This window comes from Paenibacillus sp. Negev47, assembly GCF_058313655.1.
Map to the genome: position 1 here is coordinate 1,764,342 of NZ_CM177754.1, position 21,682 is coordinate 1,786,023.

General features: G+C 49.8%; 13 protein-coding genes. 12 read left to right on the top strand and 1 reads right to left on the bottom strand.

The window, feature by feature from the left end:
- Window positions 1-1,347, top strand: a complete 1,347-nt coding sequence (mtaB, locus tag AC4G47_RS08120; protein WP_491105674.1) for a tRNA (N(6)-L-threonylcarbamoyladenosine(37)-C(2))-methylthiotransferase MtaB — start codon at window positions 1-3, stop codon at window positions 1,345-1,347.
- 111 nt (window positions 1,348-1,458) lie between these two features.
- Entirely contained in the window at window positions 1,459-1,893 is a 435-nt protein-coding gene (locus AC4G47_RS08125) for an NUDIX hydrolase (RefSeq protein ID WP_491105675.1), read from the top strand.
- Between the two features lie 56 nt (window positions 1,894-1,949).
- Here the strand turns inward: AC4G47_RS08125 and AC4G47_RS08130 are convergent, their stop codons facing one another.
- Window positions 1,950-2,951 (bottom strand): Na/Pi cotransporter family protein, encoded by a 1,002-nt coding sequence (locus AC4G47_RS08130; protein WP_017687227.1) that lies wholly within the window; start codon window positions 2,949-2,951, stop codon window positions 1,950-1,952.
- Window positions 2,952-3,463: 512 nt separating this feature from the next.
- On the opposite strand from AC4G47_RS08130, the gene AC4G47_RS08135 reads away from it, so the two are divergent.
- The 10 genes from AC4G47_RS08135 to AC4G47_RS08180 all read left to right on the top strand — a co-directional run bounded on the left by AC4G47_RS08135 (window position 3,464) and on the right by AC4G47_RS08180 (window position 21,538).
- Window positions 3,464-4,840 carry a class I SAM-dependent rRNA methyltransferase gene (locus AC4G47_RS08135; protein ID WP_491105676.1) on the top strand — a complete coding sequence of 459 codons (1,377 nt, stop codon included), beginning with the start codon at window positions 3,464-3,466 and terminating at the stop codon, window positions 4,838-4,840.
- Between the two features lie 200 nt (window positions 4,841-5,040).
- Window positions 5,041-8,544: a helicase-exonuclease AddAB subunit AddB gene (addB, locus tag AC4G47_RS08140; RefSeq protein WP_491105677.1), complete on the top strand. Its 3,504-nt coding sequence runs from the start codon at window positions 5,041-5,043 to the stop codon at window positions 8,542-8,544.
- Entirely contained in the window at window positions 8,541-12,959 is a 4,419-nt protein-coding gene (addA, locus tag AC4G47_RS08145) for a helicase-exonuclease AddAB subunit AddA (protein ID WP_491105678.1), read from the top strand. The genes addB and addA overlap by 4 nt, the downstream gene beginning before the upstream one ends.
- 59 nt (window positions 12,960-13,018) lie before the next feature.
- Window positions 13,019-14,203, top strand: a complete 1,185-nt coding sequence (locus AC4G47_RS08150; RefSeq protein WP_458123468.1) for an exonuclease SbcCD subunit D — start codon at window positions 13,019-13,021, stop codon at window positions 14,201-14,203.
- Window positions 14,200-17,619 (top strand): SbcC/MukB-like Walker B domain-containing protein, encoded by a 3,420-nt coding sequence (locus AC4G47_RS08155; protein WP_491105679.1) that lies wholly within the window; start codon window positions 14,200-14,202, stop codon window positions 17,617-17,619. The genes AC4G47_RS08150 and AC4G47_RS08155 overlap by 4 nt, the downstream gene beginning before the upstream one ends.
- A gap of 357 nt (window positions 17,620-17,976) precedes the next feature.
- The gene (locus AC4G47_RS08160; RefSeq protein ID WP_145323265.1) at window positions 17,977-18,321 is read left to right on the top strand and encodes a hypothetical protein; all 345 of its coding nucleotides are present in this window, start codon (window positions 17,977-17,979) and stop codon (window positions 18,319-18,321) included.
- A gap of 354 nt (window positions 18,322-18,675) precedes the next feature.
- Window positions 18,676-19,035, top strand: a complete 360-nt coding sequence (locus tag AC4G47_RS08165) for a histidine triad nucleotide-binding protein (protein ID WP_145323263.1) — start codon at window positions 18,676-18,678, stop codon at window positions 19,033-19,035.
- 267 nt (window positions 19,036-19,302) lie between these two features.
- Complete coding sequence (rpsU, locus tag AC4G47_RS08170; protein WP_005547957.1) at window positions 19,303-19,476, top strand: 30S ribosomal protein S21; 174 nt, start codon at window positions 19,303-19,305, stop codon at window positions 19,474-19,476.
- Window positions 19,477-19,491: 15 nt separating this feature from the next.
- Complete coding sequence (locus AC4G47_RS08175) at window positions 19,492-19,935, top strand: GatB/YqeY domain-containing protein (RefSeq protein ID WP_458123466.1); 444 nt, start codon at window positions 19,492-19,494, stop codon at window positions 19,933-19,935.
- A gap of 280 nt (window positions 19,936-20,215) precedes the next feature.
- Window positions 20,216-21,538 carry an NfeD family protein gene (locus AC4G47_RS08180; protein WP_491106665.1) on the top strand — a complete coding sequence of 441 codons (1,323 nt, stop codon included), beginning with the start codon at window positions 20,216-20,218 and terminating at the stop codon, window positions 21,536-21,538.
- Window positions 21,539-21,682: the final 144 nt, after the last annotated feature.

The following is a 21,682-nucleotide window of genomic DNA, read 5'->3' on the forward strand; positions in this document are numbered from 1 at the left end:
ATGCCATCCGTGGCGTTTTACACCTTAGGCTGCAAAGTTAATTTCTATGATACAGAGGCGATTTGGCAATTGTTCAAAAACGAAGGATACGATCAAGTGGACTTTGACGAACAGACAGCAGATGTATACTTGATTAATACTTGTACAGTAACCAATACCGGCGACAAAAAGAGCCGTCAAATTATTCGTCGTGCCATTCGGCGGAACCCGGAGGCCATTGTGGCCGTTACAGGCTGCTATGCGCAGACTTCTCCGGCAGAGATTCTGGACATCCCTGGCGTAGATTTGGTTATCGGTACACAGGACCGTGACAAGATTCTGCCATATGTCAATGAGATTCAGGAGTCCCGGCAACCTGTTAACGCAGTGCGTAATATTATGAAAACCCGTGTGTTTGAAGAGATGGATGTACCTGATTTTGCTGATCGTACCCGAGCTTTCCTGAAAATTCAGGATGGATGCAATAACTTTTGCACGTTTTGCATTATTCCGTGGTCACGTGGATTGTCTCGTAGCCGAGAATCCAACAGTATCATCCAACAGGCACATCAACTCGTACACGCCGGATATAAGGAAATTGTCCTTACAGGTATTCATACAGGTGGATATGGGGATGACATGGAGAACTATGATCTAACTGATCTGCTGTGGGATTTGGATAAAGTAGAGGGCCTGGAGCGTATTCGAATCAGTTCGATTGAAGCCAGCCAGATCGATGATCGCATGCTCGACGTGATTAAACGTTCGGATAAACTCGTTCGTCACTTTCATATTCCGCTGCAAGCTGGCGATGACACGGTATTAAAACGCATGCGTCGCAAGTATACGACAGAAGAGTTCTACAACAAAATGCTTCGCATTCGGGAAGCGATGCCAGATGTGGCGATTACGACTGACATTATTGTTGGATTTCCGGGTGAGACGGATGAAATGTACCGTAATGGCTATGAGTTGATGCGAAAAATCGGTTTTTCCGAAATGCACGTATTCCCTTATTCCAAACGTACGGGTACTCCTGCAGCACGGATGGAAGATCAGGTGGATGAAGAGGTCAAAAATGCACGTGTGCATGAACTCATTGAATTGTCTGAGCAGATGCAACTGGAGTACGCCAAACAGTTTGTCGGACAGGTACTGGATGTTATTCCCGAAGGTGAAGCCAAAGGCCGCGAGGGAAGTGGCAAGCTGCACGGATATAGCGACAATTACATTCAGCTGGTCTTTGACGGTACCATGGATATGGTCGGTAAAGTATGCCGAGTCAAATTGGTTGAAGCTGGCGTGAACGAAAGTCAGGCTACGCTGGTACGTGTATTGGAAGATAATCTCAAGTCCGCCGCGATGTAATCGAGGCGTCAGAAACAAGGATTTCATTTCCTTGGGGAGCTTACCCGTGGAGATGAGGTCCTTCTTTTGCGAAAAATAAGATACAGATATCGAAGTATGGGGGAGAGCACGATGAACAAAAAAGAAATTTCAGCAGGCGGAGTTGTTTATAGAATAGGGGAAGACGGACGTCTTCAAATTCAGCTTATCGTAGATCGTTACGGTAAAACGACTCTCGCCAAGGGCAAAATGGAAGATGGGGAAACGGTTGAACAGACCGCACTGCGCGAGATTCTGGAAGAGACGGGTATGGTCGGTCGCATTGTGGAGCCGGTTAATATTATCGCTTATACGTACCAACATGCAGAGTTTGGCCCGGTAGATAAGGAAGTTCATTACTATCTCGTTGAAGCCGAGAGTGGTGATTTACAGCCTCAGATTGAAGAAATCAAGGGTGTGGACTGGTATGCTCCGGAAGAAGCATGGTCCCTACAGCAGCAGAGTGGATATGATAATAACGATGACATCTTGCGTGTAGCACTGAACAAGTTGGGTGTTAACGTATAACAAATTATTGTTCTAGTCAGTTAGCCGCGCGGTTCTATAGGTTTGGAGGCAGATCATCAAGCCACGGGTGACTTCGCCGCGGGGGCGTGGACCGGTGGTTTTTTGTGCCAGATTGGCAAGTAACAGAACGGCAAAGCAAGCAGTGAACTGGTGATGTTAAAAAGGGTCTGGGCATGCGCGATCTGTGCCCCATTGTCCGCTGACAGCCAAGCCGAAGCTGCATGCAGCTGGCCGATCAGCGGCATGAACAACAGTGCTCCCGCAATGTTTAATACAACATGGGAGGCTGCGACAAATTTGCCTGCGGATGCTCCGCCCGCGGCAGCAATTACAGCAGTGATGCAGGTCCCCACGTTGGACCCGATCACAATGGCGATACCGATCTCCACAGGTAATACCCCTGTGGCTGCGAGCGTAATCGCCATGCTAATGACAGCCGCGCTGCTGTGAATGAGCGCCGTGAGACAAGCGCCTGCCAGGAAGCCCCACCACAAGCTGTCGGCCGAGCGGTCGAGAAACCATTGAAATACGCCCATGCTCCGCAGTGGCAAGGCAATGGATTGCATGACCTGAATGCCTGTCATGACAAGTGCAAATCCGGCAGCTGCGAGGAAGCTGTATTGGATGTTAAACAGAGTCTGCCGTGTGCGTTCAGGAGCGGCTAGATTGCGTTCACCAAGTACAACAAACATGGCCCAGCCCGTCAGCGACAGGACAAGCAGGGGCAGGGAAGCACGTCCGATCTGCAGACCTACCAGCTCCGTTGTCAGGCATGTCCCGATGTTGGTGCCAAGGATGATGCCGAGTGTGCGTCCATAGGTGATCAATCTGGCATTAGCCAGTCCTATGGTGAGTACGGTGACCGCAGTACTGCTCTGCAACAGGGCCGTTGCCCCTGCGCTGAAGGCCATGCCTTTCCAGGGAGCAGAGGTAGCCCGATTGAGCCAACCTGCCAGCATGGGCCCAGCCATGCGCTGTAAGGCGGTTTCCATCAACTTCATGCCACCAAAAAAGATAATAAGCCCATATAGTAGGGGCAATATAACATCTCTAAACATAAAAATATCATTCCTTCCGTTCCGGTTCCTTAACTCATCCTATGAGTAAATAAAGACAACCATGACAAGCCTAAAGGAATTCAGAGGGAAGCGAACCTTAATCCCCCCATTCGAAAGATACGGTGATTCGAGCAAACGTAGCGAAGAAGACGAAATTGTTACCGAGGAAGCGAAGCGCTCGCCTTTATCCCCGGATTTTCCCTTTGAGAAAAGGGAGTTCAAAAAATCTGGGGATAACAGCGATCAGAGGAACAATTCGTCGCCGTAGCGTCACTTAACTTCCGCACCCCAATTCGAAAGATACGGTGATTCGTGCAAGCGTAGTGGAGGGGACGAAATCGAATCTGAAGAAGCGAAGCGTGCGCCTTTGTCTCCGGATTTTCCCTTTAAGAAAGGGAATCAAAAAAATCTGGAGGCAACAGCGATCGGAAGATCGATTCGAACCCGGAACGCCATTTACGCGCCGCACCAAACCTATCTTTTCAACTAACTATGAAAGAAGTGGATCTACCTTGCCATCAGTTACACTCGAACGCAGTCGCAAAAAGCGGCTTGAACATGCACATCCATGGATATTTAACAACGAAATTGCCTCTGTTGACGGAAAACCGGAACCGGGAGATCTGGTCAATGTATTGAATCATCAAGGTCGCTATCTGGCGACAGGGTATTACAATCCCGCATCTCAGATCACAGTAAGGGTCGTAGCGTATCAACCGCTGGAGTCCGAACAGATGGACACCGCGTTCTTTGCAGCGCGATTCCGCGATTGCTTGCGTCATCGGGAACGCTTTATCCAGGATGGAGAGGCATATCGTCTCGTTTATGGAGAAGCTGATTTTCTACCAGGACTGATTGTTGACCGTTTCGGTAGCATCCTTGTTGTACAGTTGCTTACACTCGGCATGGATCGTTGCCGTGAAGCTATCGTACAGGCACTCATTGAAGTGATGCAGCCGGAAGGCATATATGAGCGCAGTGATGTCTCGATTCGTGAACTGGAAGGTTTGGAACAAACCAAAGGCCCACTGTACGGGGATTGCCCGCGGCATGTCACCGTTACAGAGAACGGACTACTCATTAAAGTGGATATCGTAGAAGGACAGAAGACAGGTTACTTCTTCGACCAACGCGAAAATCGTGCAGCCATCGAACCACTTATGAAGGGGTGGGGGTACAAGAGTGGAATCACACTCCAACAGACCGAGCAGGATGGCACAGAGCAGCTGTTGCCTGTGAATAAAAGCGGTAAAGTGGTTACATTCCCTTATTGGGATGGCGCCACCGTGCTGGAGTGCTTCTCACACACAGGCAGCTTCACGTTGAATGCTTGCAAGTATGGAGCCAAAAAAGTGACATGCCTTGATATTTCGGAACACGCCATTGAGAGTGCACGAACGAATGTGGAGCTGAACGGTTTTACCGATCGCGTAGAATTCGTTGTTGCTGATGCATTCCAGTACTTGCGTGAACAAGTGAAAGGGCTGGATGAACGTACCGCACGTGCACGTGCAGGCGAACAAAAAGTAGATACATCCAAAGCGCTTGCAGCTGGCGGTAAAACATTTGATGTAGTCATCCTCGATCCTCCTGCGTTTGCCAAAACGAAATCAGCAGTTAAAGGTGCATGTCGCGGTTATAAGGATATCAACCTGCAAGGAATGAAACTGGTTAATGAGGGCGGATATTTGGTAACAGCCAGCTGTTCGTATCACATGCGTCCTGATCTCTTCCTGGACACGATTGCGGATGCAGCGGAAGATGCAGGCAAGGTGCTGCGTCTGATCGACTGGAAAGCAGCAGGTAAGGATCACCCGCAAATTCTGGGCGTGGATGAAGGACATTACCTGAAATTTGCTATTTTCGAAGTGCGCAGTAAAAAGAATTAATTGTACGAATTAAGTTCCAATGAAGTATAGGTCAAGTCTAAAGTCCACAGTGTGAATAGCTGCGGGCTTTTTGCTGTTTTGCTGTGTTAACGGAGATGATCTCCGGTTTTACCGGATAGTGGCAAACGTATGTTCCGAACCAAGTCAGATATGTTATACTGGGAATTAAAATCTTGTACGTGTGGTTTGGAGGATTAGACATGTCCGTTCGTTTTGTTATTGGCCGGGCAGGCAGCGGCAAAAGCTCGCTGATTACCCGGGAAATTACATCCCTGCTTCAAAAGGAGCCGCAAGGTAAACCTTTGATTTTACTCGTTCCGGAACAGAGTTCCTTTCGAACAGAGCAAGCATTGGTGTCTTCTGGAGCAATTAAAGGTACGATGCGTGCAGAAGTGCTCGGCTTTCGCCGTTTAGCCTACCGCATAATGCAGGAAGCAGGCGGTTCTGCTCGTATTCCAATCGGAGCCGAAGGCAAAAAGATGCTGCTCTACAAAGTCATCCAGCGCCGTAAGGATGAATTGAAGCTATTTGGTGCATCTGGCAGCCAGCTGGGTTTTATAGGGGAATTAAATGACTTATATAGTGAATTTAAACGTTATGAAGTTGATCCATCATTGCTGGAAGAAGGGTTGTCTGGATGGAATACTTCATCCTCTTCGCCGATTCTGGAGGATAAGCTACATGACTTGAATCTGATATATCGTGACTATGAACAGGAACTGACCGAATTATATATTGATGATGAAGACACGTTGACCGAACTGACAGAGCGTTTGTCGGAAAGTTCATTGCTGCAAGATGCCCAGATCTGGATTGATGGTTTTCAGGGATTCACGCCACAGGAGATGAGTGTGATCGGTAGGCTCATGTTGCAATGCTCTTCCGTGACGATTGCCCTGACATTGGATCGCCCTTATGATCACGGTGCATTGCCTGGAGAACTGGAGCTGTTCTATCCCACGGCAAGTGCTTACGCGCGTCTCAAAGGAATGGCCGAAGAACTGGGTGTAACGAGCGATACAACTGTACTTGATCCGGAGACTCCACCGAGATACAAGGATCGTCCGGGACTTGCTCATCTGGAGGCAGGCTTTGATCGCCGAATTCGCTGGAAAAGTGAAGGCCTTGATTCCGGAATCCGACTAGTCGCAGCTGAGAACCGTCGAGCTGAGATGGAGGGAGCACTCCGTGAGATGCGGCGCCTGGCGCAAAACGAAGGTGCGCGTTATCGGGATATGGCCGTACTTGTTCGTCAGTTGGATACCTACGCTGATATAGCTGAACCGTTATTCAGAGATTATGGCGTGCCCGTCTTTCTGGACCGCAGAAGAAATGAACTTCATCATCCTTTATCCGAGTTTATCCGTTCCGCACTCGACATTGTTCGTCGACACTGGCGTTACGAGGATGTATTTCGCTGCGTCAAAACGGACCTACTGCTTCCGCGTGATGGTTCCATCACCCGTGAAGATATGGACCAGCTTGAGAATTATGTATTGGCTTGTGGTATTCATGGGTATCGCTGGACTGACGGCAAACCGTGGAAATATGTGCCAAGCCTTTCGCTTGAAGACAATGGTCAGGATGGCCGTAGTCGAGGACGGGATCAGATGCTGTCTTTAATGGAGAGTTGTCGAACGGTCATTACAGATTCCATGGGTGCTTTTGAGAAACGAATGAAAAAGGCAAAGACAGCCAAAGCCCAATGCGAGGCACTATACAGATTGCTGGAAGAGGCCGAGATTCCATGGAAACTGGAGAGTATGTCTGCTGAAGCTAAGGCTCAAGGTGACCCCGAACGGTCGAGAGAACATCGGCAGATGTGGGGAGCTGTGCTGGATTTATTGGATCAGATGGTTAATATGATGGGGAATGAACGGCTGGATATCACTCTATTTGCCGGGATGATCGAGACCGGATTGACCGAACTGAAGCTGGGTCTGGTACCACCAGCACTTGATCAGGTATTGGTCGGTTCCATGGATCGTACACGTCTTCAGGATATCAAATACGTATTTATTCTCGGTGCAGTGGATGGTGAACTGCCTGCTGTACCTCAGGAGGATGGAGTATTAACGGAGCTGGAAAGATCGTTGCTGACAGAAAGAGGCGTGGCGCTTGGACCAGGAGCAACAAGACAGATGCTGGATGAACGTTTTCTGATCTATACAGCACTTACAGCGGCAAGCAGCCAGTTGTGGCTGAGTTATCCGGTTGCTGATGATGAGGGAAAAACACTGCTTCCTTCCGAGATTGTCCGTCATGTACGGAAGATGTTTGGTTTACAAGAACAGCCATTGCTCGCTCAACCACCGGTTACGAACTCGGAAGAAACTCATTGGTCCTATGTCACCCATCCGGGTCAGAGTCTGTCTGCGCTCATTGGACAATTGCGCAAATGGCGCCGTGGAGAAGACATTCCAGAAATGTGGTGGGCGGTCTACAATTGGCATGTATCTCGGGAGACAAGCAGACCTCAGCTAGAGCGGTTGCTGGGATCGATCTTTTACCGTAATCGGGCATTGCCCCTACGTACAGCTACCAGTCGCAGATTGTATGGCACAGAGGTGAGAACGAGTGTTTCACGAATGGAGCGGTTCGTAGCTTGTCCGTTCTCCCATTTTGCTTCGCACGGGCTGCGCCTCAAAGAACGGCAATTGTACCGTCTTCAGGCTCCTGATATCGGACAACTGTTTCATGCTGCATTGAGCCAACTGGCTATGCGATTGCGTGAAGAAAATCGTAGTTGGGGCAGCTTGACTCCAGACCAATGTCGCAAGGAAGCCGAGCAAACGGTGGAGCAGATTGCACCGCAACTGCAAGGAGAGATTTTGTTAAGCACCAAGCGATACGGTTATATTTTCCGCAAGTTGAAGGACATTGTTAGCCGGGCATCCGTTATTCTCGGTGAACAGTCCAGGCGTGGAAGTTTTGAACCGATTGGGTTGGAGCTTGATTTTGGACCGGATAAAACACTGCCACCTCTGCGTTTTGAACTGGAGAATGGCTGTGTGATGGAGATTGTGGGTCGGATTGACCGTGTGGATGTGGCAGAAGGAGAGAACGGTCTGCTATTGCGTGTCATTGACTACAAGTCCAGCCAGACGGATCTCAAGCTGCATGAAGTGTACTATGGTCTGTCATTGCAGATGCTCACCTATCTAGAGGTGCTGCTTAGTGCTGCCGAGGAATGGCTTGGAGAAACGGCTATGCCGGGAGGAACGCTGTATTTCCATGTGCATAACCCGTTGTTGCAATCCGCAAATGGCATGACATCGGAGCAGGCCGGACAAGAACTGTTGAAAAGGTTCAAAATGAAAGGTCTACTGTTGGCGGACCGGGATGCAATTGCGCAAATGGATAATACCCTGGATAAAGGGTATTCAGCCATTATTCCGGTTGCCCTTAAGGCAGACGGCAGTTTTTATAGCAGCGCCGCAGTAGCTACGCCTGAGCAATGGGATACGCTGCTTGCTTCGGTTCGGAGTAATATCCGCGAGATTGGCACCCGAATTACGGATGGGGATGTGGCCATTGAGCCTTATCGTATTCAGCAGGAAGTGGCCTGCACGTTCTGTCCGTATAAGCCTGTTTGTCAGTTTGATGAGAATATTGAAGGAAATGAATATAACCTGTTGTCCAAACCGGGCAAACAGCAAATCTGGGATATGTTATCTCACACCAAGGGAGGGGAAACATCATGACGAATATGCCAAAACCGGAAGGAAGCTTCTGGAGTGATGACCAATGGAGTGCCGTCTCCGAAAGCGGAGAAGACATTCTGGTTGCCGCTGCGGCGGGATCAGGCAAGACAGCTGTATTGGTTGAACGAATTATTCGCAAGATTGCAGATCCCTCCCAAGGATTCAGTGTGGATCGCTTACTTGTAGCCACGTTTACCAAAGCGGCGGCCGCCGAGATGAAACAACGGATTCGGGAAGCGCTGGAACGTGCGCTGGAAGAACAGCCTGGAGAAGAACATTTGCGTAAGCAGCTGTCGCTGCTTGGGCGTGCATCTATTACAACATTGCATTCATTCTGTATGGAAGTCATTCGCCGTTACTATCAGCAAATTCCGTTGAACCCGGCTTTCCGTATCCTGAATGAAAATGAAGCGGAAATCATGCGGCAGGAATTGCTCGAAGAACTCTTTGAGGAAAAGTATGGCGAAGAAGATGAAGGCAGTACATTCCGTGAGTTGGTGGACTGGTTCAGTGGAGAGCGAAACGATGATGCCATGCATCGACTTGTGCAACGATTGTATGATTTCTCCCGCAGTCATTCATGGCCGGATCATTGGCTCTCAGAGATGGCATCCGCTTTTCAGGTAGAAAGCGTAGAGGAGCTTGGACACTCAGCATGGGTTCAGAGCATTTTGCGTGATGCGGCACTTGCCTTAAGTGGTGCAGCAGGACTGCTCCGTCAAGGCATCCATATTTCCATGCAGCCTGAAGGTCCGGCACCATATGCAGAGACGTTAAAAGAGGACCTGGTGATGGTGGAAGAGCTGTTGTCTGCGGTTGAGGTTATGCCATGGGAGAGGTTGCCTGAAGTGTTTCAACCCGCTGCATTTGGCAAACTGAAACCCTGCAAAAAAGATCAGACGGACCCGGCATTACAGGATCAGGTGAAGGAACTCCGTGAAGCTGCGAAAAAGGTAGTTTCCGACCTGAAAGGTTCATTGTTCGGAAGAACTGCGTTTTCGTTCTGGCAGGAGCTGGAGCAGGCGGCGCCACTCATGCAGGAACTGTCGAGGCTGGTTAGTACATTTGGAGAACGTTATCGACAGGCCAAACAGGAACGGGGGCAAGTTGACTTCAGTGATCTGGAACATTACTGCCTTCACATTTTGCGACATGAGGATTCAACGCCTGAACTGTCGATGCCTTCCGATGCGGCTATGGAGTACCGTTCGCGGTTCGATGAAGTATTACTCGATGAATATCAGGACACCAATACGGTTCAGGAAGATATTGTGAAGCTGATCTCCAGAGAAAATCCGGGTAACCGATTCATGGTAGGTGATGTCAAACAGAGTATCTACCGTTTTCGGTTGGCTGAGCCGGGTCTATTTATGAACAAGTATCGCCAGTATGGAGCGAGCACACGTGAGGATGGAAGTGTTGAAGATCGCCTGAATCGTACAGGTCAACGTATTGATCTTGCACGGAATTTCCGCAGTCGTGCAGAAGTCGTGCATTCAGTCAACATGATATTTCGGCAACTCATGAACGAAGGCGTGGCAGAGATTGCTTATGATGAACGAGCTGAGCTGGCATATGGGGCTACGTTCCCGTCAGAGACGCTTGGCGACGAGGCGTATACACCTGAACTCATGCTGATCGATCGCCAGGGCAGTGGTCCTGATCTGACAGAGAGTACGGATGAGAATGGGGATGCATCGGTCTCCGCAGAACTGGAGAGTGCCGAACTCGAAACAGCTCAGTTGGAAGCGCGGGCGATTGCAAGACGTATTCGTGAAATGGTTGGGGACACGGACAAGCCTGCGCTCCATGTGTATGACAAAGCCCTGCAAACGATGCGCCCGGCACGTTACGGCGACATGGTCATCTTGTTGCGTTCGACCTTGATGTGGGCTCCGCTCATGATTGAGGAATTCAGACAGCAGGGAATTCCTGCTGGAGGAGAACAGAGCAAGGGCTACTTCCAGGCTACAGAAGTGGAAATCATGATGTCTCTGCTTCAGCTTGTTGATAATCCAAGACAGGATATTCCGCTCGCTTCAGTGCTGCGTTCCCCGATTGTCGGACTGGATGAAGAGGAACTGGCACAGATTCGGCTCGGTGACAAAAGACAGTCATTCTATGATGCGGTTATATCGGCTGCTGGAGAATGGAACAATTCCTCCACGAATGCCGTACAACAATCCCGGCAGGATAACGATCCTGATTCCAATATGGTCCAGTTGCAGTGGCCGGAAGCCTGGTCAGAGATGGAACAGGGACAGCGGGAAACTGCAGCTTCTGTCGAGGCAGAGATCCTGGATGATGGATGTGAATTCGGTGTGCATACAGATGGAATTCAAGATGCTGGTTTTACCGGGAGCGCAAGCGAAGATATGGGCATAACGGAGATTTCAGGCTCGGAGCTTGAGCAAAAGTTGATCCGATTTATGCGTCAATTGGAGCAGTGGAGACTTGAGGCGAGACAAGGCAGTCTAAGTGAACTGATCTGGCGTATGTATCGGGAAACCGGGTATTTGGACTGGGTTGGTGGTCTTCCAGGAGGCCTGCAACGTCAAAGTAATCTTAAGGCACTGTACGATCGCGCACGACAATATGAGGAATCAACTGCGAATCGCGGCTTGTTCCGCTTCCTGACTTATGTCTCCAGACTGCGGGAAAACGGGGGAGACCTCGGAACTGTAGCAGGTAGTTCAGGTGAGCAGGACAACGCCGTACGTATTATGACCATTCACCGGAGTAAAGGTTTGGAGTTTCCGATTGTCTTTGTCGGGGGCATATCCAAAATGTTCAATCAGCAGGATCTGAACGCACCGTTTCTCATGCATAAGGAACTGGGATTTGGTCCGAGGTTTGTGGATCGTGAGAACCGGGTTGCCTATCCTACACTAGCCAATCTGGCGATTCGTCGTCGGGCCCAATTTGAACTGCTTGCTGAAGAGATGCGTGTGCTGTATGTTGCGTTGACCCGTCCCAAAGAGAAAATGATTTTGCTGGGTACCGTAAAAGATGCATCGAAAAAAGCACTGGCGTGGTCTCAGGTCAAGGATAGCCCTGATCTGGCATTGCCGGACTATCTGCTTGCTGCCGGACGGAGCTACCTGGACTGGATTGGGCCATCCCTGATGAGACATCCAGATGCGGCTGTGCTGCGTGAACTTGCAGGAAGCAATGATTCATTCTCAGCCTGTCTTGCAGATGATCAATCACGATGGGCGATTTCTATTATTTCTGCCGATCAGGTATCCCGTGACCATGTGGTGGATCAGACACTCGGAGAAGAAGACGGGATGACTGAGGTGCGGAAAGAACGAATTGCTGCGCTCAAAGCGGTTCAGCCTGTGAGGTTGGCTCCATCCTCAACTGTAAAAGAGCTGACGGAGAGTGCACAAAATGTAGCTAACCAAAACTTTGGAGATGAAGGTACAGATCCAGGAATCTCTCAAGCAGAAGAGACACACCTGATTCGCGAGGTTGATCAACGGCTTTCGTGGACTTATCCCTATGAAGCAGCAACTCAAGTAGCAGCCAGCACATCTGTGACCGAATTGAAAACGTTACTTGCGATGCAAGACATCCAGTCCGTAGAGGTGATGGAGGAACTGGGAGAACAGTCCGAGAGATTATTAGATCACAACACTTTAGGAATGAATTACATCAAGGGTGAAGCAATCCATGTACTACGTGGCGCATCCGTTGAATCTATCGAGCATGAGGCTGAATTAGGGTCAGTTTCAAACAGTACGGTGAACGTTTCGGGTGCGGGATCTGAGGGTGCGTCTTTCAAATTGCACCTGCGTCGTCCCAAATTTATGGGGGAGAAACAACTGACTGGGGCAGAACGAGGGAACGTGTATCATACGTTGATGCAGCATCTGCCTATAGATGGATCAGGCATTGATTCACAGCTTATTGAGCACACAATTGGGCGACTGGTGGAGCTTCAGATTTTGCTGTCCCATCACGCGGAGGCTATCGAACCTGAAGAACTGGTCGGATTCTTCGATACAGAACCAGGGAAAGAACTGTTGCGTGCAGAGTGGGTAAAACGGGAGATTCCGTTTGTGTATGGACTTCCGGCACATCAGTCCCCTGTGGAATGGCTCCATGAACGTGCAGCGAACTCAGATATGCAGATGCTAAATGAAGATCGCAAAATGCAGGCAACGATTGAAAACGAAACGGTGCTTGTACAGGGCATTATCGATTGTCTGTATGAGGTGGACGGCGAGCTTGTCCTGCTTGATTACAAGACGGATCGAGTATTGGAGCATCGTGGTGGTTTGGATCAACTCACCAAAAATTATCGCTTCCAACTGGATCTGTATGGACGGGCCATTGAAGATATACTGGGTCGGAAAGTTGACCGGAAATGGCTGTACTTTTTTGACGGTGGACATGCAGTGAAATTGTAAAAGAGACGGATTGGAATTCAGAACCATGGATCTCACATGGGAGAGGGGTGGTACGGACGATGCGTATTTTGCATACAGGGGACTGGCATTTGGGAAAAACGCTGGAAGGACGAAGTCGACTGCGTGAACAGGAAGATTTCGTTGATGAACTCGTCAGGTTGGCTGATGAGCAGCAGGCGGATGCCATATTGATGGCCGGAGATGTATATGATTCCGTCAATCCTCCGGCAGCGGCGGAACAACTTTTTTATGAAGCGGCTGCACGTCTGACGGAGCACGGAAGGCCTCTCGTGGTGATTGCAGGAAATCATGATCAGCCAGAGCGGGTGGCTTCTGTGACTCCGCTTGTAAACAGACAGGGGATCACACTCGTAGGCATGCCTACTTCAGAAGCAGTAACCATCCATGCACAGCGGACCGGAGAGACTGCACAGATTGCGGCATTACCTTATCCTTCTGAAGCAAGATTGAATGAATTGCTGACAACGGATGGGGATGAAAATGTGCTTCGTCAGGCATATAGCCACCGGGTAGGCATGTTAATGCAGCGTCTGGCAGCTTCTTTTCGCCCGGATACTGTGAACTTGGCCATGAGCCATATCTATGTGCTCGGCGGACTTGAGAGTGATTCGGAACGTCCGATTCAGATCGGTGGGGCCTACACGGTAGATCCTTCGTCTTTATCGACTGGTGCGCAATACACGGCACTCGGGCATCTTCATCGTGCACAGGCTGTCAAGGGAGACGGTGTGATTCGATATAGTGGCTCTCCGCTGGCCTACAGCTTCTCGGAAGCGGGGCAGAGCAAGTCTGTCACGATGGTTGATCTTGCACCAGGCGGAGCTGCACAGGTAGAGGAAGTCTTGTTAACGTCCGGGCGTCCGCTCGTTCGTTGGCAGGCGCGTGGTGGTCTGGCGGAAGTATATCGCTGGCTGGATGAGGGACGTGATCCGCAGGCTTTTATCGACATGGAAGTGTGGTTGGACGAGGCGATGTCTCTGAAGGAGATTCAGCAGCTGCGAAAATCACATGAGGGTATTATTCATATTCGACCCGTGTATCCCGAGATGGCTGCAGCAGGACTTTTGGAGCAACGATCTGAACTGCCGGTCCACGAACTGTTCCGTAAATTCTATCAGCGTCAGACGGGTGGCGCACAACCGGAAGACAGCCTGGTACAGCTTTTCCTGGAACTTGTCGATGAAGATGAGCCGGGTGTGCGTGAGGAGGTCGAGGAAAGATGAAGCCGATTTTATTAAAAGTCGCCGGACTGCAAAGCTATCGGGAGATGCAGGAAATTGATTTTACCGTGCTGACGGAGACAGGGTTATTCGGTATATTCGGTCCAACAGGCAGTGGTAAATCTTCCTTGCTTGATGCAATCACACTCGCCATGTACGGAAAAGTGGAACGTGCGGTGAACGGCACGCAGGGCATTATGAATCATGCAGAGGATTCGTTGTCGGTTGCTTTTACATTCGAACTGATGTCAGCAGAGGGGACTCGAAGATTTCGGGTAGAGCGACGTTTCAAACGAAACAATGAAGTATCCGTGAGTAACACGATCAGCAAATTCATAGAGACAGTTCATGGCGAAGAACAGGTACTTGCCGACAAATTGGCAGATGTTAATCGCTGCGTTGAAGATGTGATCGGTTTAAAAATGGATGATTTTACACGTGCAGTGGTGCTTCCACAAGGAAAGTTTGCCGAGTTTTTGTCACTCAAAGGCAGTGAACGTCGCCAGATGCTGCAACGCTTATTCCATCTGGAGAAGTATGGGGATCAGCTGGCCATCAAATTAAGTCGACGGGTCAAGGATAATGATATGGTTCACCAATCTCTTGCTGCCGAGCAACAGGGACTTGGCAATGCCAGCAAGGAGACACTGGAAGAGACCAAACGTCTTCTTCAAATCGCAGTGCAACAGTCTGAATTGTCTCGCAAAGCGCTGGATGAAGCGGCGAAGGAAGCCGAACAGCTGGGTAAAATACGTGAGCTAAGTAACGAACGGCAGGCCCGTTCAGATGAACAGCAGAAGCTGAAAGCACTGGAACCACAGATTGAGGCAGGCGAACAACGGCTGAAACAATCCGTAGCAGCAGATGCAATACTGCCTGCGTTGCAGACGGTTCGAGAGGCTATGGCTACGCAGAAGCAACGGCAGGCTATCGCAGAGACAGCTCATCAGCAAGCGTTGGAACATGAGCGTCTGTCCGTTCAGGAAGCGGAGAAGGCCGAGACCGCACGTACGCAAATGGCTGAGGAAGAACCGAAACTGCTGTTGCGCCTGGAGCAACTTGAACAAGCGAAAGAGCTGCAAAGGGAACGGGACGGTCTTCAAGTGGATTGCTCGCGCCTCATGCAACTTCTGGAACAGGGACAGGGCGAACAGAGTGCGTTGGGACAGCAGCTTGAGAAAGAAAAGGAGTTGCAGCAGCGCGGGCGCAAACGGCGTGAGGAGCTACAGGAGAGCCTCAAGGCGAATGAAGTGAAGTCAGAGGAACGCAGGCAGCTTCAGGCTGCACTTGAACTGAAGCATCGTGTGGATACTGCCGCGGAGCAGTTGCAGCAAAACAAGGCTGACATGCAATCCTACAAGCAGTCAGCAGAACATGGAGCCGACAAGCTGAAGGCGGCGGCTGAGGAAGAAAGACGCCTGAGCGATCAGCGTCAGCATCTGATAGAACAGGCGTCAGCAGGTCTTGAGGCCTTGCTTGCCTGTGAGCAGGACATTAGCCGCGAACAGAGCCTGCTGGCCCTTGCGGAGGAACAGCTGCGTGACACGATGCGTGAGCAGGAGCTGCACCGGCTGTCCTCCGCTTTGCGCGCCGAACTGAAGGGCGGCGAGCCATGCCCGGTGTGCGGCTCGCCGCATCACCCGCTCCCGGCTACGCCGCCGGGAGAAGGTCCGCACGCAGGCGATGCGGACCTGGAACTGCTGCGCAGCCTGCACGCGGAGCTGCAGGAGCTGCGCTTTGGGCTGCGCCAGCAGCTGCACGAACGTCGCAGCCTGCTGACGCAGCTTGGCGCTGCGGCCGGCGAAGCTCCGGCGGCCGCCGAGGCCGCGCCTGCGGCAGCGGAGCCCGAGCCCGCCGGGTCGCCCGAACACGGGCGATCCCCGGCAGCCTGGGCATCGCGTGCCGCTGCGCTACGCGAAGCCGCGCAGGCACTGGCTGGCGCAGCAGCGCCGCTCCAGGCGGAAGCCGCCGCGTTGCAGCAGGCGGCTGTAGGCGCGCAGCAGCGCCGCATGGAAGCGGCAGCAGCCCAAGAGGCCGGCCGTGCCGGTCTCGCCCAGGCGGAGCGCAAGCTGGCCGAGAGCGAGGCCGCAGCGGCTGCCTTGCAGGGCCGCTGGGCCTCGGAACTGCCGGGCATCGCTCAGGCGGAGGCCAAGGCCCTCTATCAGGCGATGCAGGAGCGCGACGCGCGCGCCGAAGACATCAAGGAACGTCTGAACAAAAGCGTGACGTTCCTTGAGGAAAAAGATCAGATCATCCAATCGCTCCAGCAGAAGCTGGTTGAATTGGACAAACAACTGATCCAGTGGCAAACGCAGTGGCAGGGTAACAGCAAACAGCTGGCCGAGAAGGAAGAACGCTTGCGTCAGTGGGTTGGGGAGCAGCGGGTAGAAGACCTGATTGCATCGGCTCAGGTTCGTCTGGATGGACTGCGAAAAGCAGCTGCCGAGTCGGCACAACGCTTCAAAGAAGCAGACACCCTGAAGCAGGAGTCAACCAAGAAAGATGTCATGGCACAGCAAGCCGCCGTCTCGGCCGCAGAACATTTGCAACAGGCACAGGAACGCTGGCGGCAATTGCTGGAACAATCTCCGTTTGACTCGGATGATGCTGTCGTGTCCGCGGCGATTCCATCCCAGGAGGCGGAACGACTGGCAGGAGAGATCCAGCAGCACCGTGAACGTGAGCGTGAACTGGCATCCCAATTGCGCGAACTGGAACAGAAGTTGGGTGGTGCTAATGTATCGGATGAACAGTGGTTCGCCTGTACCGAACGTTTGCAGCAAGTCCGGACTGAGGATGAGGCGGCTCTTCGTGCCAAAGCACGGGCAGAACGTGATCTCGAGGATGTAGAGCAGCGACATGTTCGCTGGACCGAACTGGAGAACAAACGGGTGGAGGTAGGCCGTCAAGGCGAACTGCTCAGCAAACTTCAATCCGCGTTCAGAGGCAATGCTTTTGTCGAGTATATTGCTGAAGAACAACTGATGCAGGTTAGTCATGCGGCTTCTCAGCGTCTGCGTTTCCTGACCAAACAACGCTATTCACTGGAGGTGGACTCCGGTGGTGGTTTTGTAATCTGTGATGATGCCAATGGGGGAGTCAAACGACCAGTATCAACGTTGTCAGGTGGCGAGACGTTCTTGACCTCATTGTCATTGGCGTTGGCACTGTCGGCCCAGATTCAGCTGCGAGGCCAGTACCCACTTCAATTCTTCTTCCTGGATGAAGGGTTCGGTACACTTGACCCGGAGCTATTAGATACAGTTATCACTTCTTTGGAAAAACTGCATGACGACCGATTGGCTGTCGGTGTAATCAGTCACGTTCCTGAACTGCGCGCACGCTTGCCGCGTAAGCTTGTGGTGATTCCGGCAGGTGAAGGCGGAGGCGGTTCGCGGGTGGTCTTGGAGACCTTGTAGAGAGCAAGATGTACTCTGTCTGAAGACTAGGGCTGTCGTGCAATTTTCATTTTTGATGAATCGAATGTTATTGTAAAAATATTTCTTTTCTTGCTTTTTATAACTTAGCGAAGTGAGTTACATCACAGATACAGGTTCATCCCGCTGTTATACTACAGTTAAGCCGACAAACTTTATTTTAAGTACCCCGGCGGACATCTGATCAGGACGCTTCCTGAATAGATGTCCGCGCAGCAGCCTTCCAAGGAAGCCGCTACGGGGTGCTTCTTTTTTTGTATTTTTAACGTTGTGTCAATTCGCCCAGATCTGAATACCATGAAAAGGTGATCAAGAGCAGATTCAGGGAGGCGTTGGCAAGTGGAAAAGGTGGAAGCGAAGAAAATATGCAAGGAACACATGCACCGATATGTATGTGTGCAGATGAATGACGGCATGCAATATGATGGCATTATGGAAAACGTGGATGATGAAATGATTTATCTGGCTGTTCCAGTTGGTCCTGAAGCTGTCGTACATCATGCGAACTGGGCTCCAAATGCAATGCCGGGAGCGAATTATCCTATAGGTCATACCCGCGGATTCTATCCAGGATACGGGTACCCTACGCCTTATCCTTATTATGGTTACGGCCGCAGACGTTTTAACCGACTCGTGCTCCCGTTATTTGCACTCACTGCATTAACGTTGCTGCCTTATTATTGAACCATGCACTGGCGTAAATTCTGATCAGTTGCCTAGATGGAGCGAAATGGGTTTCAACTGAATAAAAAATCTTATTATTAAAGAGATGGCTCAAGCATAGAACCTTTCTCATCTTCACGCACTTGAATGGAAATCATTGGGATGCAGAAAGGTTTTTGCTTTTAGATAATATCTGTTCATTATCTCCGGTTGATAAGTTCACTTGATTGGTATGGAAAGAAGAGTCTTTAACATGCTGAAACTTGTAAGCAAAAAAGATGTTCACCAGTAGTGAAGAAAATTGGACTAGACTTTTTACTTCGGGTATGATGTACAGGAATACATAATTTTGAAAACAAAAGGAGGGTATGAACTATGGATTGCTTATTTTGCAAAATTGTAGAGGGCAGCATCCCCTCCAATAAAGTACTGGAGAATGACCATGTTATTGTTTTTCATGACATCCAGCCCGCTGCGCCTACACATGTTCTCGTCATTCCGAAGAAACATATTGCTTCCATGAATGAAGTTACCGCAGAAGATCTGCCTTTGATCGGTGAGATTCATCTTGCTGCTCAAGAAGCCGCCAAACGTCTTGGCGTGCACGAAACAGGATATCGCCTGATCAACAACTGTGGTAAGGATGGAGAGCAAACTGTCCACCATCTGCATTACCATTTGCTTGGCGGCACCAGACTTGGTGTACTGACAAGTTTATCTGATTCTCACAAATAATCGAGCTAATGTGTGCTAATATCACGGATTTAGACATATGCTTAAATCTATGAATATGTGACCTAACGCTCGTATAAATGAATCAATTCATAATACCTTAGCTAACTCAATAAGGTTACAAAAATCTATTTTTAGTGAGTTATGAAATTGATTCAAATAAGTGATCATTACATTGAGGTTGACACCTTTATTACCTTTCGCCTATAATGAAAGATGATGAACCGTGTTATTGCTCTTGGACGGTCTGGTCGGAGGGAGGGAAAACTGGTGTCTGAAACTAAAGTTCGCAAAAACGAGACTATTGATGCTGCACTTCGTCGTTTTAAACGCTCCATCGCTAAAGATGGCGTATTGGCTGAGGTGAAGAAACGTAAGCATTATGAGAAGCCAAGCGTAAAGCGCAAGAAAAAGTCCGAGGCTGCTCGTAAGAGAAAGTTTTAGGAGGATTTTAACTACATGAATCTTAGCGAACGATTGAACGAAGATATGAAGCAAGCGATGAAGAGTAAGGACAAGTTCAGACTCTCCAACATTCGGTTGATTCGTTCGACGATCAAGAATCTTGAAATAGATTTGAAAAGAGATTTGGATGACAACGAAGTGCTTGATATCCTGAGTCGTGAAATCAAACAGCGCAAAGATGCCCTCCAAGAATTTGACAAAGCGGGCCGTGAAGACCTCGCGGCAAATGCAAAAGCGGAAATTGAAATACTTATCCAGTACCTTCCCGCACAGCTTACCGAAGAAGAAATTAAAGTTATTGTACAGCAGACCATCCAGGAAACCGGTGCTTCTTCGAAAGCCGAGATGGGGAAAGTCATGGCGGCGCTTATGCCGAAAGTTAAAGGCAAAGCGGACGGCAAACTGGTAAATCAAGCAGTTCAACAATTTCTGCAATAAAGCAAATCAATAAACACCTTCTGACTTGTCAGGAGGTGTTTTTTCCACTTACAAGAACGCATTATGTCCTTAATAGCAACTATTTCTTTTAAATGGTTAATATATATTATTATGGTTTTAATTCTTGCAATTGCTCCAGTTTTCAAATATAATTTTAAGATTTTGAAACGAAATGTTGCATTGTACGTAATAAATACCATAAGCTGGACAGTATAACATTAATGGAAAAGGGGGGACTATTGTGAAGGGAAAGCGCCGGAAGAAGCTTGCGGGGCCATTGATGCTCTTAATGCTGCTGACGCTGTTGCTTCCTGTCTGGATTGGATCACCGTCAGCGCATGCAGCTGAGAAGAGTGGCGCCGTATATATTATTCCGGTTGACAAACCAATCGAGCAGGGACTTGGCAAGTTCATGGAACGCGGGTTCAAGGAAGCGGAAAAGATGAACGCTGGCCTGATCGTTCTTGATATCAATACGCCGGGAGGCCGTGTCGACACTGCGGAAGCGTTGGGTACCCTGATTAAGGACAGTCCGATAGAGACTGTTGCATTTGTCCGTGGAGATGCTGCTTCAGCCGGAAGTTTTCTGGCTCTGAATGCAGATAAGATCGTAATGTCGCCAGGCAGTATGATCGGTGCGGCAGCAATGGTGGACAGTTCAGGCAAACATGTTGATGATCCGAAGCTTGTTGCGTTTTGGAAAAGCAAAATGCAGGGAGCGGCTGAGATTAGTGGCCGTGACGGCAAGATCGCGGCTGGAATGACGGATGTTAACATGGTTGTGGAAATGCCAGAGATCAATAAAACCAAGCAAAAAGGTGAAATTATTGCTCTCTCGGCTGAAGAAGCGCTGAAAGTCGGTTATGCCGACCACATCAGCAACACACCGGAAGAAGCGGCAACCTGGCTCGGTTACAGTCAGGATGATGTATTCAAGGTAGAACGGACGACAGTAGAGAATATCTCATCTTTTCTTACCGATCCTGTTGTCATGACCGTATTGTTGTTCCTCGGAATCGCGGGTGTAGCCATTGAACTGATCGTTCCTGGGTTCGGGGTGCCTGGTATTGTCGGTATTGTGTGTTTTGTCCTGTATTTCTCAGGAAATTACGTTGCCGGTTTTGCAGGAGCAGAGACGTGGGTATTGTTCACTGTCGGACTCATCTTGATGATTCTGGAGATGTTCATACCAAGCATGGGTATTTTGGGTATTCTGGGATCAATTGCGCTAGTTGCCGGTGTTGTGAGGGCTGCTTATGATACGAGTGATGCATTCGTTTCTTTGGGTATCGCTTTCGGAGCAGCATTGGTAGTCATTGCGATTATCGCAGTACTGTTTAAAGATCGAGGGATATGGAATCGATTCATACTGAGTGACAGTTTGTCTGCGGAACGTGGATACTCGTCCGCTACCGAACGTAAAGAGTTGATTGGACTGCAAGGCATCAGTCTGACACCGCTTCGACCTTCTGGAACAGCGATGTTTGAAGGGGAACGAATTGATGTTGTGACAGATGGGGATTTCATTCCGATTGACACGCCGATTATTGTGATTAAAGCGGAAGGTACCCGGATTGTGGTTCAGCAAGCTTTACCGGTGTAGCCCGCTCTGTTGCCGAAGTGGAATAACGCTTTGGTAACATACATAACCACCTAGCTGAAGCTGCCAGAGAGGTGGTGCATTTATTCATCCATTTAGCAGCTGACTCAGTAATGTCTTTTCTGATGTGTTTATCAAATTCAAATT

What these genes read in the sequence shown, in the direction of transcription:
- mtaB (WP_491105674.1), top strand. Translation starts at nt 1, where the DNA reads ATGCCATCCGTGGCGTTTTACACCTTAGGCTGCAAAGTTAATTTCTAT.
- AC4G47_RS08125 (WP_491105675.1), top strand. Translation starts at nt 1,459, where the DNA reads ATGAACAAAAAAGAAATTTCAGCAGGCGGAGTTGTTTATAGAATAGGG.
- AC4G47_RS08130 (WP_017687227.1), bottom strand. Translation starts at nt 2,951, where the DNA reads ATGTTTAGAGATGTTATATTGCCCCTACTATATGGGCTTATTATCTTT.
- addB (WP_491105677.1), top strand. Translation starts at nt 5,041, where the DNA reads ATGTCCGTTCGTTTTGTTATTGGCCGGGCAGGCAGCGGCAAAAGCTCG.
- addA (WP_491105678.1), top strand. Translation starts at nt 8,541, where the DNA reads ATGACGAATATGCCAAAACCGGAAGGAAGCTTCTGGAGTGATGACCAA.
- AC4G47_RS08150 (WP_458123468.1), top strand. Translation starts at nt 13,019, where the DNA reads ATGCGTATTTTGCATACAGGGGACTGGCATTTGGGAAAAACGCTGGAA.
- AC4G47_RS08155 (WP_491105679.1), top strand. Translation starts at nt 14,200, where the DNA reads ATGAAGCCGATTTTATTAAAAGTCGCCGGACTGCAAAGCTATCGGGAG.
- AC4G47_RS08165 (WP_145323263.1), top strand. Translation starts at nt 18,676, where the DNA reads ATGGATTGCTTATTTTGCAAAATTGTAGAGGGCAGCATCCCCTCCAAT.
- AC4G47_RS08175 (WP_458123466.1), top strand. Translation starts at nt 19,492, where the DNA reads ATGAATCTTAGCGAACGATTGAACGAAGATATGAAGCAAGCGATGAAG.
- AC4G47_RS08180 (WP_491106665.1), top strand. Translation starts at nt 20,216, where the DNA reads ATGCTCTTAATGCTGCTGACGCTGTTGCTTCCTGTCTGGATTGGATCA.